Origin of the sequence: Vibrio sp. 10N.222.52.B7 (assembly GCF_041474275.1) — a bacterium.
Lineage (GTDB): Bacteria > Pseudomonadota > Gammaproteobacteria > Enterobacterales > Vibrionaceae > Vibrio > Vibrio crassostreae_C.
In genome coordinates this window covers 1,209-15,941 of record NZ_JBFRTU010000044.1, presented here as the reverse complement: position 1 = coordinate 15,941, position 14,733 = coordinate 1,209, and the positions used below count along the sequence as shown (strand labels likewise).

General features: G+C 44.0%; 12 protein-coding genes and 2 pseudogenes. 9 read left to right on the top strand and 5 right to left on the bottom strand.

Annotation, left to right across the window (positions count from 1 at the left end):
- The 4 genes and pseudogenes from AB4512_RS13200 to AB4512_RS13185 all read right to left on the bottom strand — a co-directional run.
- A pseudogene (locus AB4512_RS13200) lies at positions 1-1,620 on the bottom strand (glycoside hydrolase); the annotation flags it as partial.
- A gap of 102 nt (positions 1,621-1,722) precedes the next feature.
- Complete coding sequence (locus tag AB4512_RS13195; RefSeq protein ID WP_136978138.1) at positions 1,723-2,535, bottom strand: DUF2861 family protein; 813 nt, start codon at positions 2,533-2,535, stop codon at positions 1,723-1,725.
- Complete coding sequence (locus tag AB4512_RS13190; protein ID WP_137002113.1) at positions 2,535-3,182, bottom strand: response regulator transcription factor; 648 nt, start codon at positions 3,180-3,182, stop codon at positions 2,535-2,537. Before AB4512_RS13190 ends, AB4512_RS13195 begins: the two co-directional genes overlap by 1 nt.
- Positions 3,160-4,569, bottom strand: a complete 1,410-nt coding sequence (locus AB4512_RS13185) for a DUF3404 domain-containing protein (protein ID WP_137002114.1) — start codon at positions 4,567-4,569, stop codon at positions 3,160-3,162. The genes AB4512_RS13190 and AB4512_RS13185 overlap by 23 nt, the downstream gene beginning before the upstream one ends.
- A 243-nt stretch (positions 4,570-4,812) precedes the next feature.
- Between AB4512_RS13185 and AB4512_RS13180 the strand changes: the two genes are divergently transcribed.
- Both AB4512_RS13180 and AB4512_RS13175 read left to right on the top strand, forming a co-directional pair.
- Positions 4,813-5,346, top strand: a complete 534-nt coding sequence (locus AB4512_RS13180) for a YbhB/YbcL family Raf kinase inhibitor-like protein (protein ID WP_372175019.1) — start codon at positions 4,813-4,815, stop codon at positions 5,344-5,346.
- A gap of 56 nt (positions 5,347-5,402) precedes the next feature.
- Positions 5,403-6,200, top strand: coding sequence for a helix-turn-helix transcriptional regulator (locus AB4512_RS13175; RefSeq protein WP_372135544.1), 798 nt, complete (start codon positions 5,403-5,405; stop codon positions 6,198-6,200).
- Between the two features lie 29 nt (positions 6,201-6,229).
- On the opposite strand, the gene AB4512_RS13170 is transcribed toward AB4512_RS13175, so the two are convergent.
- Positions 6,230-7,423 carry a CynX/NimT family MFS transporter gene (locus AB4512_RS13170; protein ID WP_372175018.1) on the bottom strand — a complete coding sequence of 398 codons (1,194 nt, stop codon included), beginning with the start codon at positions 7,421-7,423 and terminating at the stop codon, positions 6,230-6,232.
- 132 nt (positions 7,424-7,555) lie between these two features.
- Between AB4512_RS13170 and AB4512_RS13165 the strand changes: the two are divergent.
- The 7 genes and pseudogenes from AB4512_RS13165 to AB4512_RS13135 all read left to right on the top strand — a co-directional run.
- Positions 7,556-8,185: pseudogene (locus AB4512_RS13165) on the top strand (D-serine ammonia-lyase); the annotation flags it as partial.
- A gap of 209 nt (positions 8,186-8,394) precedes the next feature.
- Entirely contained in the window at positions 8,395-9,195 is an 801-nt protein-coding gene (locus AB4512_RS13160; protein ID WP_065583740.1) for a hypothetical protein, read from the top strand.
- A 226-nt stretch (positions 9,196-9,421) separates the two neighbouring features.
- A complete protein-coding gene (locus tag AB4512_RS13155) occupies positions 9,422-9,883 on the top strand; it encodes a hypothetical protein (RefSeq protein ID WP_029235242.1) in 462 nt (153 codons plus the stop codon).
- A gap of 356 nt (positions 9,884-10,239) precedes the next feature.
- Positions 10,240-11,103 (top strand): delta-class carbonic anhydrase, encoded by an 864-nt coding sequence (locus AB4512_RS13150; protein WP_372175017.1) that lies wholly within the window; start codon positions 10,240-10,242, stop codon positions 11,101-11,103.
- Between the two features lie 146 nt (positions 11,104-11,249).
- Positions 11,250-12,200, top strand: coding sequence for a LysR family transcriptional regulator (locus AB4512_RS13145; RefSeq protein WP_372175016.1), 951 nt, complete (start codon positions 11,250-11,252; stop codon positions 12,198-12,200).
- Positions 12,201-12,639: 439 nt separating this feature from the next.
- Entirely contained in the window at positions 12,640-13,695 is a 1,056-nt protein-coding gene (locus AB4512_RS13140; RefSeq protein WP_372175015.1) for a DUF1254 domain-containing protein, read from the top strand.
- A gap of 414 nt (positions 13,696-14,109) precedes the next feature.
- Positions 14,110-14,670 (top strand): type II secretion system protein, encoded by a 561-nt coding sequence (locus AB4512_RS13135; protein WP_372175014.1) that lies wholly within the window; start codon positions 14,110-14,112, stop codon positions 14,668-14,670.
- Positions 14,671-14,733: the final 63 nt, after the last annotated feature.

The window sequence follows — 14,733 nt, the reverse complement described above, 5'->3', positions numbered from 1 at the left end:
TGCCATTGCCATTGCCATTACTGTTGCTATGACTATCTATAGAGCCGCTGTAATCTTCACGTGCCATGGCGGTTGCATCAACATCTAAGAACAAGCTGTTGAAGTTGCCGAATCTCATAATGTCTTGAGCACGCTGTTTTACGTATTCTAAATGGCAATTCGGATTTAGATAGAATCCGTTACCGCGAAACCCTTTTTTTAGGTTGCCATCTGCCAGTTCAATGGCACAACTCTGACGCATCGGCTCTGGTAATTGAGCTTCGCAGGAATGGCTGTGTTGTAGGAATCGTAAGTACCGACCAGATATCCGGACTGTTTTGCCATAGCCACGGCGTTAGGTTGATAGAATGCTGGCGTCCAATTGTCGAATCCAAGCCACAGTTTGTTTAAGCCTGCCTTATTTAGATTAGCGACCATGTCTGAAGACAGCGCTTGTCCCCAAGTCTCTGACGAGTTTAGGTAAGGGGAAGCGTGCTCTAGCAACCAGTTCTTCTTATCCTGTGCTGCTTTATATTGCGCTTTAATCGTGTTGTCTTCGAGTGTCGGATTACCAACAGGATATAACACCTGCAATGACTGGCTAATAGAGTCCAACAATAGTTGTTTGTGGTACTGACTGAACCAATCTTTCCCCTTGGAGAGTGACGATAGCTCTCTTTTCGCTTCCGCAGAAACATTGAGTTTAGAGCCCTCTAGATACCATGTTTTCAATCCCCACCAGTCACTCACATCTTGGATGCTTAATGGGTCTTTGCCAAATAGGTAAACGTGGCTCGCGCCGATCAACTTAGTCACATCTGGATTGCGCTTTTGCTTTGCTACAAGCGTTTCAGACTGGTCATTATTGATGCGCCAATCTCGGTATTGTTTGGCACCATCTAACCACGAGTCTCCGAGGGTGATACGAACAAGAAAAGGTTGTGACTGATTGAGCATCGTAAATTGGTGTGCTGCCTTCATATCAATTTTGGTTTTTGTATTTGAGGAAGCATTAGAGGATGCATCTGAAAAGAGCAGTTGATTGTTGGTTGCATTAACCATTTGATAGCTAATGAAATGATTGTTTTGCTGTACTGTCCAAAAAGGCATCTTCAAGTCTTGAGTAGTGTTACTTCCAGAATGGTTACCGACGAGATAACTTGCCCAAAGCTTGTTGTCAGTAGGCACGCGCATACCTTCACTAAACGGAAGAAATAGTGTCTGAGTTTGTTGTTCGGCAAGATCAAACCACGCCAATTCGATGGGTTTGTTTCGTTTCACCTGTATATTTGAAGGTAAGCTGAACTGAAAAGTGAGCTGGTCTTGATTAAGCTCTGCCTTAACGTTTATTCCACTGGGTACTAAGGTCCAAGTGGCGATTTTTGCTGAGTCAGCTTTATCGGAAAAGCCAATGACCAGATTGGTCGCTTTCTGTGGTTGGCTATCAACGGTGAGAGCAGCACTGTTAACGCTTAAGCCGTTCCAATCGACCTCTAAAGTATTCGATGAGGTAGCGACGGTATTGTTGTTACTGGTGAGCGTTATTTGGCTCGCTTGTGCGTTGGATGAAAACAGACAAGCTGTTGTTAAAGCCACAATGGCAAAATTAGAAAGATTGAGTGGGTGACGTACGCTGAGCATATTTAGATTCCGTAAAGGGTAAGTACGGTTATTACACCTAAGTAGCGCTAGTCTTTGTCACCTATATGTCTCTATTTTCTGTTTGGCTTTAGTGGTTTTCCATTAGAAAGGCACGGCGACGCGCTGCACATATTGGACTTCAATAGCGCCTTGGTATTCAAACATTTCAACCGAAGCACTCAAGTGCTTGGCTTTGGTTCCAAGTGGACTTTCTGTGGGAACGGGTGCTTGCGCTGTTTTGATTGGCACTTTGTAACCCAGCAGGTTGTAGTTTTCATCAAACCATTGCCAACTCACGTTAGCGTCGGGGCAGTTGTCGATCACCTTTGGAGGCGAGAGCACGATATGTGGTTCGCTGAGTTTACTTTCGAGCGTCAGCCATCGATTACTGTTATTTAAAGCGACAATAATAGGGTAGTGATTTGAACCTATCTTTAGTTGATAAACACCAGATTCGGGTTTGATGAACATTTCATTGGTTTCAATCTCTTGATACTCATTGTTGGAAGTGAGTTGCCCATCGAGAAGGACTTTACCTTTAGGCGATACCAAAGAAAGAGTTTGAGTTTCTGAGCCTTTGCTGAGTTGCTCGGCAGAGACTTTGATTTGATAACCGTGCGACGACAGGCCATAGCGTCGAATGAAGCTGACTTGGATGTGGTGTTTTGGCTCAGCACTTTGTTTGAGTAAGGTTCCACATTGAGTCTGGCTCAGGATCTCTTGTTTGACTGGCAGCCAAAGCTCACTATCGAGTGATTTGTGATCGAGTGCGATTTGCAGCTCTTGCCACGCAACTTGAGGTTGGTCATCAAGTAGAGATTGATAGGTGTGCTGCAATGGCGTGTCGGTAAACCATGCCGCATGACTTGCGAGCGGCAATGTGTAGATCAGTGCGGTTAACGAAGTAACTTTCATTATGATTCCCCGGCCAAGCGGTAACCAACGCCACGATGTGTTTCTATATTCAATGTTGGCAGCTTCTGGCGTAAGCGCAGTATGTGATTATCAATAGTTCGGGTACTAGGAAAAGCCTGATATCCCCAAATCTTATTGAGTAATTCATCTCGGTGAAACACACGACTTTGGTTCTGAACAAACAGTACCAATAGCTGAAACTCTTTAGGTTTTAGTGTTACAGGGCTTTCATCCAGATAAGCGATCCGTTCCGACAAGTTGATTTGGATATTTGCGTAAGTTAAGAGGCTCACACCTAACGGACGTAGCTGGGTAATGACTCGAGCGAGTAATTCGTCGTTCGAAAATGGTTTAGTCACATAGTCTTTGGCACCCGCCATTAAACCTTCAACACGTTGTTGAACTTCTACTTTAGCGGTCAACACAATCACAGGCAGCGCTTTGAGGAGCAACCAGTTTGGAAGGTGTTGCAAGCTGTCCCCATCTTCAAGCTGTCGATCCAGTATCACAAGATCGGCTCGAAACCATTTCTTACTGGCATTCTCTGAATCCTTCGCCCAAAGGCATTGGTAACCATTGGATTCAAAGAAGCTGACGAGGCCTTGTCCAAGCAGTTGGTCGTCTTCAATCAGCAGTAGGGTGTTCATAAGCAATTTCCAAAATACATCGGGTTGGGTTACGAAGAATAATGAGGCGGCCATTCGCTTGCTTCATCAAGTGCTCGACAATAGTCAGGCCAATGCCCATGTTATCCAGTTCGTGCGTTTCACTTGGCGTGACACCAGACATGAGCCGTTGTATCGGTGAAGGGAAGTGCCCCTCGTCTTGTACCTCAATCGTCAGCTTGTCACCGAGTTCGACCTTTACCAAAACCTCACCTTTACCATGTTGTTTGGCATTCTTGATTAGATTATCCAAGCAGATGGTTAGCCAGTAATAGGGAAGGTTCAGTTCAACTTCACGCGCTTCACATTGATAAGAAATATTGTGCTTTTCACAGACATGATCGAGCCACTCTTCTAATGAAGCGTTTTGCTTCAACAAAGGCTCTGACTGATCCGAACTTAGGTACACTTTGCTGTTTTCGGTGAGCTGAGAAAGCCTTTGATAGTCAGATATTAAACGCCAAACCGCACTTTGAGTTTCATCAGAAAAGTCATCGTAGCGATTTCTAAACATTTCGACGGTTAAGCCTAGGCTAGTAATAGGCGTGCGCAGTTCATGAGTAAGAAGCTGTAAAACGAACTGCCTCTCTTTTCGTTGTTTTGTTCTTAGGTATAAGACTCTAGCGAGCCCGGAAAGCAACGTTAGCAGCAATGTAAAGATCAACGTTTTCATGATCAGATTGTCATTGCTAGGCTCGTTTAAGCACACGTTACTGTAACGAAAAGTACAGGTTTCACCTGCCAAAGATACCTCTTGTTGCTCTGCGATAGGTTGCCAAACATCTAAGGGAATAGCTTTCCAGCCTTGTTCGCCACTTAACCAAAGCACATCATCTTGTTGCCAAGCGCGGTATCCATTGAGCAGTGCTTCTCTGCCTTGTGCACTTAGGCTTTCTAGTTTCTTATATAAAGGGTGCTGAGGGTTGGTAAGACTCAAAAATGGGCGTATCTGCTCGGTCACATCTGGGTAAGCGGCTAAATAACGACCAGCAAAGCTGCCACCGGCAGGGTGACGTTTGGAGTGTGCTGCAAACCAAATCGAATCCAATGTTTGTTGCTGACACAGAGCGAGCTCGAACTCGATGGCTTCATGTAATGAAGGGTTACTGCTTTCAATCGCTTGGCAGTGATCTTGTATTGACGCTAACGCTGCGATGTCGTCCCAACTGAATTGGTTGAAATCAGGATAGCGGCTATTTTCATGGAGCAGAACTTTCGGATACTGAGCCAACTCTTGTTGAGATACTAAGAGTGGGGATGATTGCCAGCTCAGTTGATACAGAGTTTGCCACTTATCTTGCAAACTTTGGGCATTGACTAGGGTTGGGAGCCAAAAGATCAAGCAAAGAGCTAATGTAAACCTGCGCATCCAATCATTCTCGTTAAAAGTCGTGGGGCGAGTCTAAAGAGTTTTGGGCGCGATTTGTAACCTGAATGTCAACAAGTGTTCTTTTAACAACAAATTGTCGAGTGGGTCATGCTTTTAAATAATACTGTACAAATACAGTAAGTATCATTTATTTGAAATAAAATAGATAATTGTGTACTTACTGTCATTATTGGGCGAAATGAGGGGACTATACTGGGCTCATACCTAATAAGAGGAACCATCATGAAACTCATCATCAAATCAGTATTGGCAATCAGTATTTTGGCTACAGGCTCTGCTCATGCGTTCGAATTAACCAGCAACGATATTCAAGAAGGTCACCCAATGGCAAAGACTTTTGAATACTCTAGTTGGGGTTGTGACGGCGATAATCAATCACCACAATTGATGTGGAAAGATGCACCAGCAGGTACCAAAAGCTTTGCTATCACAGCTTATGATCCAGATGCACCGACTGAAAGTGGCTTCTGGCATTGGGTTGCGTTTGATATCCCTGCAACTGTGAACGAGCTACCTCGCGGTGTCGACATCTCTAAAGTCGGTGGCAAAGAAGGTCGCATTGATTACGGTACAGTTGGCTACGGTGGCGTTTGTCCTCCAGAAAAAGATGGTATGCACCGTTACCAGTTCACGGTTTGGGCATTACCAACGGACAAACTTAACCTCGACGAAAATACGCAGTCGGCTGTGGTTGGATTCACGTTGAACAGCATGGCTTTAGACAAAGCTAAACTGACCGCAACTTATACACGTTAATAGCTTATGTACGTTAAAGCTTATACACGTACATAATAAGTAAACAAGGGGATGAGATGAATCATCAATATCAAGTGACGATCTTTCGTGCAGAGCAGTTACAAAAACTGCGTAATGTGAGGATTCTATCCCCTAGTATCATTCAGATTATTACAGGCAGTAAGCGCCTGTTTTGGAAAGATTCAGCGGCAGAGCTCTCGCATTCTGAGCTGTTGTTTTGTGAGGCATCAGCTTCACTAAGTTTTGAGAACATGCCCCACAAAGGGCGCTTCTTGTCGCGAGTGTTCAGCTTTCAATTCCAACCTTCTCAGGCGATGCTTGATTTAAGTGAGGAACGGTCGAATGATCTGGGACTGCCTACAGTAAAAGTGGATCGAAACTTACAAGACTCACTCAATGCTCTGTTCTCTTTTGATACACAGAGCATGAGCAAAGAGACTCAACAGTTTTGGTTGCAGGGCTTGTACCAGCAATTAGCTGAAAAAGGGGTGTTGCATCTATTGTTTGTCAGTGCCAACGTCTCGTTTAGCCAAAAGCTCAGCCATTACCTTTCACATTCACCAGATGAGAAACATCCATTAGAGTCGGTGGCGGAGCGCTTTGCGATGAGCCGAGCCACATTGATTCGGAAGCTCAAACTGGAAGGCATGCAATATCGAGAGGTACTGGCTGAAGTTCGCTTGAGTCACGCGCTTTATCTGATGCAAAACGGACAGCAGAATGTGGCGATGTTGGCTCAGTCTTGCGGTTACCAATCGGAAGGGCGTTTTAGTCAGCGCTTTAAAGGCAAATTTGGTTTGTCGCCAAGTGAATACATCAAAACCGTCGTCAGCCATAGAGTCGCGAGCAAATAAAGTCGCGATACCATAATCATTCTGTTTGCCTAAACGCTCACTTTCTTATCTCGTGCTGCCAATGCCGCGAAAATCGTGCACGCAAAGGCAACAGATGCGACCAACAGAATCGGCACACTCCAAGAATCTGTCTGAGCATGAAGCTTACCCACCAGCGTTGGACCAGTGGCTGCAAACGCATAACCGATTCCCTGAGCCATACCCGACAATGATGCGGCTTGGCTGCTATTCGATGTACGCAAGCCAACAAAAGAGAGCGCGATAATAAATGTCGAGCAGTTGGCTAATCCAAACAGTCCCACCCAAAAGATCGCAAACTCAGGCAAATACAGAAGACCAATCAATCCAACAAATACACTCGATGCACACAGAGTGATGAGCCATTGTTGATTGTCACTTTTGGCTAAGAATGGCAGTAACAGCAGCCCTGGAACCATAGTCGAAAATTGCAGAAATCCATAAATGTAGCCCGCGTCGATTTCGCTGTAGCCAAGATCGTTCAATATCTGTGGCAACCAGCCAGCCAAAGAGTAGAAGGTAAATGAGTTAAGCCCAAGCGCTAACGTTACTTGCCACGCTACGCCGCTTTTAATCATCTGTTTCATCGGCAGAGGTTTGTCTTGTTGCTTGTTATTGCTGGCCGAAGATGAGCGTTTTCTGATTTTAGGCAACCAGATCATCAAAGCTAATATTGGAAATACCAAGTTCATTAACAGCGCTAATTGCCAACCCGTGATCGTAAATAAGGTTAGATTTGAAAACGGCACCATCAAACTTGAGCCTAACGTCGACCCGATGCCCATCGTAAAGATGTACAGAGAAGTCACAGTAGCGATGCGTGTCGGGAAGCTAACTTTCACTACTACAGGCAACAACACATTACCAATCGCGATACCAAGCCCGATCATCACCGTGCCGATATACAAGGTTGGGGTTAACCCAGCAGAGCGCAGTGTAATACCCGTAGTGATCAGAACTAAGCCTAATAACAGGCTAGGCTCTAGACCAATTCGTTGGGATATCTTGGTGACTAATGGTGAGAATAAGGCAAAAGTTAACAGTGGCAAAGCTGTTAAGAAGCCAGCAGCCGATGACGTAAGGTTGAGGCCTTCCATAACCTGAGAAAGCACAGGAGCCAAGCTCGTAAAAGGCCCACGAAGGTTAAGTGCTAGGAATAGAATCCCTAACATCACGAAAATGCTATTACGAAGAGAGGCGCTCATAGGTTGTTCTACTGTTTGCTTATGAGAAGACAGGCTAGCCTACAGATCATTGAATGATTACACAAATACCGTTTAAATAGGTTTACTAATGATTGAACCTGCGCAGTACGCGCTTAGCCAGAAAAGTCACCCATGACTGTATTAAATATCGACAAGCTCATCTCGGACTTCCCACTGCTTCAACAATTGATTGCATTGGAAGAAGTGGTTTGGTTTAACCCAAATGTGACGACTCTGGAGCGCGGTTTGCTTTATGTGGGTTTAGGCGAACAAGATATTCACGATGCGAGCATGAGGCTGCAAAGGTTTGCTCCTTATCTAGCCAAGGCGTTTCCTGAAACTCAAGCGACCAATGGCATCATCGAGTCTGAGCTTGTTGACATTCCATCTATGAAATCAGCATTGGGAGCACATTATCAGCAGCCAATAAAAGGGCGTTTGATGATGAAGAAAGACAGCCATTTGCCGATTTCAGGTTCAATCAAAGCGCGTGGTGGTATTTATGAAGTACTAACACATGCCGACAAGCTTGCGATTGAAGCGGGGTTACTGTGTGAGAGCGATGACTACAGCAAGCTGCTCGAACCTGAATTCCGTGACTTCTTCCAACAATACAGCATTGCGGTAGGATCCACGGGTAATCTAGGCATGTCGATCGGTATCATGAGTGCCAAATTGGGTTTTACGGTCTCTGTTCATATGTCGGCAGACGCGAGATCTTGGAAGAAAAGCAAACTTCGTGAGCATGGCGTCAACGTTGTTGCAAATATGAGCTGCTAAAAAGATAAGTCATGATAGAAGAGTGTTGTTTATAGCTTGTACACACTCTTTCTCACCTCTAAATCCCACCTTAATTCAAACAATAACTTGCACAGATCGTTATCCAAAACACACATTTTATAAATTAAGCTTCTTAGATGTTCTAACTATCAGTTAGGTTGAGTGGCATTCAACTTGATAGGGATTGAGCAATGCAGACGGACAAAGTGATACAGACAAGACACATAAACACACCAGAAAAATTACTCCAGCGTTTAGATGCGATTGGGGAGTCTTTGGAAGCATCGGGTAAGGCTCATGCTTTGCTGGGATTGGGCTCAGTAGGTATTGAAACAGAACGACTTGATCAGTATTCAGATGTCGATTTTTTCGCAATAGTGCAAACAGGGCACAAGCAGTATTTCTTAGACAGTTTGCATTGGCTATCTGATATTCACTCAATCGACTACGCAGTGAGAAATACCGTCGATGGCTATAAAGTTCTGTACGCTGACGGAATCTTTTGTGAGTTTGCAGTGTTTGAACCCCACGAGTTAGCGCACATTCCGTTTGCTGAAGGGCGTATTGTTTGGCAGCAACATGAATTTGATACACAGTGTTGTGTTTCACCAATAAAAGGGGAGACAGACACTAATTCCCAAGATTGGATCATTGGTGAGGCTCTAACCAATCTTTATGTGGGTATGTCTCGTTATAACCGAGGCGAAAAGCTGTCGGGCAGTCGGTTCGTTCAATCTTACGCACTCGATCGTTTGATCGATCTTGTGGATCAAACTGAACAGTCTGAGCCTGAATTCGTTGATGAATTTATGTCGGATAGAAGGCTAGAAGCACGCTTCCCTAAGTTTGCCCAATTGCTACCAACCTTTACCCAAGGCTACGAGCGCACCGCTGAATCGGCACTTGCCCAACTAGCATTCCTCAACACCCACTTCGCAGTCAACCAAGCCATGTGTGACCGAATCTCTGAACTGTGTTCCAGTAAAGATTAAGCTTATAGCGTGTGAATCCCCAAGCCTAACTGACACCACCTTTCAGATGATAAGCGGCGGGCAACCTAATTGAGCTCTCGAATTATTATTCTTAAGCACTAAACCCGTACGCTTTTGTTTACTCTTCAAGACCGTGACTGTTCGTGTTTACTCCGCTTATCACTGGATGTCGTCAGCCAAATAAAATACAATCGAACAATGTTTTATTAATTCGTGCATTATCATTATGATGAGAAACTTACTCATATTCATCGTTAGCCTGTTCTTCTTAACAGCCTGTTCTTCAACGAGTAATCATCAGCTAGACGACGAGACATTGAGCAACGAAGACGCTATGTCGAAAAGTATAGAGGGAGAGAGTAATCTCGAGACTTCAAAGGATACAAACGCTGAGACCAGCGTTGATTCTTCCCATGATTCAATCGTTAATCATCAACCACTCACTAACCTTGATTCAAATAAAGACACGATAGCTCACGCCAATGCAGAGCCAGAATCAGTGGAGCCTTCTCAAATAGAAGCGACAGAAACAACTGAAAGCGATGCTAAGAGTGGCGGTGAAAAAGGCATCGGAAGCTATTTTATTCGTCATAATAAACCGACTAAGACGGTGATTAAATCACTAGAGGGCGTGACAGATGCATTGAACGTCATGACGTTTGGGATATTTGCCACCGGTAACGGTTAAACCGTCAACCAAGAAAGCAAACCAATAGATAAAATGAGACGTGAAGACGATCCAAGTGGTTCGCCTTTTTTGATCTTCTAAATCTGGCCACCGTTCTTCCTAAGAATCGTGCTCACTTATCTGAGCGCTGAGTCAGGCGACGGTTAACGTAAATAGGAAATTATTCGTTCTGGAAGGGACTCGCCGAATTTACCCTGTTTGACTTGTTATATGCATCAAGGGTTCTAATACTCATCCCAAAGTAAGCAATGAAATCTAATCTTACAAAGACAAGTCTTATATTCACTTATGAGCATAGTAAGATGTTTGCTGTTAAGTCGGTTTGGGTTTAGTTATCAATATTCTAGGGAAGAAAAATGAAGAATAAGAGTGTGTTTTTAAGTGCCGCATTGGTGATGTTGTCAGCTCATGCAAATGCATCAGATGCGAACCATGAGTCTGTATCAGATGGAGTTATCGTAGAACAAAGAGCGAAGCTTTCTGAAAATACCCAAGGGAAAGGTTTTGGACCGCAAGCTCCACGAGATTTGGGTTCATTAGAAGGTAAAAATACTAGGCTGTTCTCGGATGCCCCTGATTCAACAGCGATGAACTTATGTAATATTCACTTCCATAAAAATGCTGAGCATAAAGGTGGAGAGTTTACTCAATACGCTGGTAACGGTGATGGTAAGGGATTCCAGAGTGGCTTTAAATACACAGGCAAGCTGAGTTCTGCTGAGCTGAAACCATTTGAGGGCAAGGTTTGTCCGAGCGAGCATGGTTCTTTGCATTCGGGTGACACCATTGAAGTTCACTATGTTTATTCAACGGCGCAAGTTGAACCGGGTGAAACACTGGGTGCTTGTTTTAACGATGCGATTACCAACCCGCAACTGCGTGTAGAAACCCAAGTTTACGTATTAGTGAATGACGACAAAGCCCCCGACTTTGAAGCGCTCGCTAAACATTCAAAAGTGAACGGCTTACACCAAGCACCAAACATCCCACAAGATACGGGCTCAGCGATCCAATACGCAGGCTCTACAACGGGTCCTGGTTATAATGAGCAAGGTTCACCTTTCCAAGTAACATGGAGCGTTAGACCACAAGTCGCGAAAGTAAATATCGCGACAGTAGGTAGCTGGTGTGAAGGCAATGACTTTAACGAAGATCACGCCCACGGTGTGAGAAATTTGGTGGTTAACCCTGAGTTGTTATCACCCATTCGTAACGACTAAACGATTCTGGCGAACAAAATGATTAAGGCGAGCCAATAGGTTCGCCTTTTTAGTTGGATATAAATGCCATCGTTTAAACAGAGACTTGTTTGTTAGTCACAATGGTGCAATTATTTAACGAGTGATATTACTCAGATGCATGTCTTATGATGACTATCGAACAACAGCTTTCTCGGCTGGATCTAAACTTATTGGTGTCGTTAAGTGTTTTAATCAAAGAGAGGAACGTAACGCGAGCTGCCAATACCTTGTATCTGTCTCAGCCTGCGATGAGTCGTACCTTAAGTCGCTTGCGAGAGTTGTTTGATGACCCACTGTTCTATCGAGAGTCTAATGGCTTAGTGCCCACGCAAAAAGCGTTAGAACTGCAAGCACCTTTAGAAGAGTTGCTATTGGCGATGCGAAGCCTAGTAACGAAATCTGCGTTTGATCCTGCTGAGTGTGTTCAAACCTTTGTTGTTTCTGTACCGCCATTAATGAGTCGGATGCTTTCTGTGCCCCTTGCTGAACGGTTCATGCACGATGCTCCAAACGCCAGTCTTATCGAATATCCGATTGCAAAAACGCCTACTAGCCAGCTGTTATCACGAGATGTGGATTTTACGATTCACATCGAAGCCCCGAGCAATCCAATCGAATTTCCATACGTGAGTCTTGGGCAGATCTATCCAGTATTTTACGTTTCTGAACATCACCCTTTAGCCAAAGCTGAAAATGTCACACTTGAGCAGTGCCTTGAATCTCGCTTTGTCGATCTCACGCTCGATATTCGCTCGAATTACGGACTGCAACACCCTGTAGACTCTTTTTTAGCTAAGAATGGAATGCAAAGAGACATTGCTTTTAAAAGCGGACAGCTTCTTACGTTAGTGGAAGTGATGCAGAGTTCGAATACAGTTTTGGTTGCGACCCACAAATTGACGGAACTAGAGGGAATAAGCGACAAGATAGTGCCGATATTCTCTCTAGATAATGTTCCCGAGTTAATGTTCGAGCTGTTTTTAATTGAGCATAAAAGAACTGTTACTAGCCCAGCCCATCAATGGTTCAAGAACTTAGTCGTGTCGGTGATTGAAGACGTTGTTTGTGACAGTTGATTAAGGCTACGGACTTTAGAGCTGGCCTAAGCAATAACCAGCTAGAGCAATAACCGACCTCCAGTTTTCATATGGATCTGGTTTAGATACTTCAGCGCCTGTGATTCATAACATGACGTCTTCCTTTCCAGCTTTATTATTTCTAATCATCAGTTGGTTTGCGCTCAGCCAATTTCAACGACAGCCCTAAACTGGATTAATTACCCTACCTGTCTATTGTTAAGCAGTGAGCCTGTTGAAGGTAATCGTTTATCTTAAGAATAAATCGATAGTGGTGACATAACTTTCATGCATATCTCTTATACGGCGATGTCATTTGTGAATTTATGCTGCCTTGATAACATTGTTCACAAGTTGAGCGGTTAACGAACTAACTGTTCGAACGAAAACAAATGGACTATGTATTGATTTAGCGTTATCGATTTATTAGAGGTCAACAATGAAAAAATTAGCATTAGTAGTTTTAGGTTTAAGCGCAGTTTCTCTTTCTTCTTACGCAGCTGAAGAAGTTTCAACTCTGACAGAGTTCTTCAATGCCGATGGTGAAGTGACTACCGTCGACAATTACGCGGTGTACGAAACGTCACGCCAATATTTGAAAAACCAAGAGCTTGTTGGCGTTAATAAATTCCTACACAAACGCGAACTCACGCCAACCGATAAACAGCCTGTGGTTCGAATGAACCGAGACACTTACTACTCAATGGCTGTGATTAACGTTTCGCAAGGCGCGACGATTACGCTACCTGAGATTCCTGAAGGCAAATACATGTCGATGGAAGTGATTACAGAAGACCACCGCATTCAGCCAATGCAATACGGTTCTGGTACGTTTGATCTTTCTACTCACAGTGGTGACCACGTGTATGTCATCGTTCGTACTGATGCGACGTTCACCAAAGATGAAGTTCATAAAATCCAAGATCAGATGAGTATTGATGCAAAAGCAGACGGCGAATTCATGGCAATGCAAGTGGATGAGAAATCATTCGATGAGGTAGAGAAAAACCTTAAGATGGAAATGCCGAAACTACTGAAACGCGATGGTGCTCAGGCGACGTTTGGTATGTTTACCAGCCCTGAAGATGCTTCAAAAGAGATGTTTACCAAAGAGAAGTACGCAGTGGGTGCGGCTATCGGTTGGGGTGGCGCGCAGTTAGATGACAATATTTACGAAGTCTCAGGTAACTTCCTAGCAGACACTTGTCATCAGGCGACCTTTGATGACCCTAAAAACCAAGCGTTTTGGTCGGTAACGGTCTACAACAAGCAAGGTTTCATGTTTGGTGAAGTGGCGAACGTTAGCTCAAACACGGCTGAGAAAAATGCAGACGGCACTTACACAGTAAGCTTTGGTTGTGGTGATGATGCAGTAAACAACATCAAAACAGAGAACGATTCTGGTGTGTTTAACTTAGCTTTCCGCCATTACATTCCAAGCCAAAAAGTACGCGATGGATTCCGAGTGCTTCCTTACGTGAAAGCAGTGAACTAATGTTGCGATAGTCGTACAACGATTGATAGATACGCGCTATTACCCGTGGTAGTAGCGCGTTTTTTATGGGTTCTATTTCATTTCTTGCTTTCTTAAGTAGAGAGACACAAAGTGCGAGTCAAAAAATGGTCTAACTTTGGTTATACGCAGCGTGCCTCAGTTCAAATAAATCAATTAAACCTTCTTCCATCGATACTTTCAGTTTCCCCACGTATTTGTTCGAATTTAAACCCGCTGACACCTTATGTGACAACGCTTCCAGTTATCTTTGATGCCTCTAAAGGGAACAAATACCACATACCAGCGTTATAAAAACCGATAGCCGTGGAGTGTTATGAGTCCTATTTGAGGTGTATAGTTATAGGTAATTCATTGGGTTATCGAATATTTAAGTTATCAAAAGATGCGGATGTCATGAAGAAAAACGGATTTACTTTAATGGAATTAATCATCGTGATCGTGATACTCGGAGTACTAGCGGTAACGGCTGCTCCAAGATTCCTTGGTATTCAGGAATCAGCGAGAGAAGCGGTACTTGAAGGTGTTGCTGGTGCGATGGAAGGCGTTATCACGCAGGTGACTTCTAAAGCTATTATTGTTGGGCTTGATCCTAGTGCGGAAAATCCAGATGACCAAGGTGACTATGTTATCGATTTCGGTATCGGTCGCGTTGAAGTAGATTGGGGGACGCTTTGCCCTGAAAGTGAAGGCGACAAAGGTGACAAACTTGATATGATTGATTTTCTGACGCTATCTGAAGATGACGATTTAACATCAGCTGTTGGAAATCGACACACTGTCGTTGGATACACTCATTCATTTAGTGAAGCTGACCTTAACAGCAATAACATAACTGATGATGCCTTACCTTCGGGTTGTTATGTTATCTATGATTCTTTTGGTCGAACGAATGGGAGCGAATGTCCTGAGGGCGGCTGTGAATGTACCGTCCGCGTTGTAAATGATGATTGTTAAACCAAGCACATCATCTGGTTTATAGAAATTCAATAAAAAAGCGCGTTATTGCCGAGTAGCAAT

Bases quoted from the DNA above. Each gene is read 5' to 3' on its own strand.
- AB4512_RS13195 (WP_136978138.1), bottom strand. From the start codon at position 2,535: ATGAAAGTTACTTCGTTAACCGCACTGATCTACACATTGCCGCTCGCA.
- AB4512_RS13190 (WP_137002113.1), bottom strand. From the start codon at position 3,182: ATGAACACCCTACTGCTGATTGAAGACGACCAACTGCTTGGACAAGGC.
- AB4512_RS13185 (WP_137002114.1), bottom strand. From the start codon at position 4,569: ATGCGCAGGTTTACATTAGCTCTTTGCTTGATCTTTTGGCTCCCAACC.
- AB4512_RS13180 (WP_372175019.1), top strand. From the start codon at position 4,813: ATGAAACTCATCATCAAATCAGTATTGGCAATCAGTATTTTGGCTACA.
- AB4512_RS13175 (WP_372135544.1), top strand. From the start codon at position 5,403: ATGAATCATCAATATCAAGTGACGATCTTTCGTGCAGAGCAGTTACAA.
- AB4512_RS13170 (WP_372175018.1), bottom strand. From the start codon at position 7,423: ATGAGCGCCTCTCTTCGTAATAGCATTTTCGTGATGTTAGGGATTCTA.
- AB4512_RS13160 (WP_065583740.1), top strand. From the start codon at position 8,395: ATGCAGACGGACAAAGTGATACAGACAAGACACATAAACACACCAGAA.
- AB4512_RS13155 (WP_029235242.1), top strand. From the start codon at position 9,422: ATGATGAGAAACTTACTCATATTCATCGTTAGCCTGTTCTTCTTAACA.
- AB4512_RS13150 (WP_372175017.1), top strand. From the start codon at position 10,240: ATGAAGAATAAGAGTGTGTTTTTAAGTGCCGCATTGGTGATGTTGTCA.
- AB4512_RS13145 (WP_372175016.1), top strand. From the start codon at position 11,250: ATGATGACTATCGAACAACAGCTTTCTCGGCTGGATCTAAACTTATTG.
- AB4512_RS13140 (WP_372175015.1), top strand. From the start codon at position 12,640: ATGAAAAAATTAGCATTAGTAGTTTTAGGTTTAAGCGCAGTTTCTCTT.
- AB4512_RS13135 (WP_372175014.1), top strand. From the start codon at position 14,110: ATGAAGAAAAACGGATTTACTTTAATGGAATTAATCATCGTGATCGTG.